Annotated in this window: 1 pseudogene; it reads left to right on the top strand. The window is 64.6% G+C overall.

The features are described from left to right. Positions 1-536: pseudogene (locus RISW2_RS25280) on the top strand (terminase large subunit); the annotation flags it as partial.

Raw genomic sequence — 536 nt, 5'->3', positions numbered from 1 at the left:
AAGCTGACGCTGCTCTACATGTGCGAGGTCCCGAACGGCACGATGCTGCTGATCGGGCCATCGCAGAACATCTCGAACCGGCTCTTCGACCAGGCGCAGGGCATGATCCGCCTGGACGAGAAGCTGACCAAGGTCTTCCGGGTGCAGGACCACCTGAAGACGATCACCCGGTACAAGACCGGGACCTCGGTCGAGGTGAAGACGTTCGACACCTCGATCGTCACCGGCGAGATCCCGATCGCCACGACGATCGACGAGCTGCACGAGCTCGGGAAGAAGAACGGCGCCATGCAGGTGATGCAGCAGATCCGGGGCGGGGGCATCACCCAGACCGGCGGTCAGCTGCTGATGATCACGACGCAGTCGGACAAGGAACCGGCCGGCATCTTGAAGGCCGAGATCCAGAAGGCGCGCGCCATCCGCGACGGCCGGGCAGGGCCCTCGCCCATCATGCTGCCGGTGCTCTACGAGTTCCCGGAGAAGCTCCAGCGCGAGGAAAGCTACTGGCGCGACCGGAAGAACTGGCCGCTGGTGCT

It is taken from the genome of Roseivivax isoporae LMG 25204, from assembly GCF_000521865.1.
GTDB classification, from domain to species: domain Bacteria; phylum Pseudomonadota; class Alphaproteobacteria; order Rhodobacterales; family Rhodobacteraceae; genus Roseivivax; species Roseivivax isoporae.
Note: the sequence above shows the minus strand (reverse complement) of the source record. Positions and strands in the feature narration are given on the sequence as shown.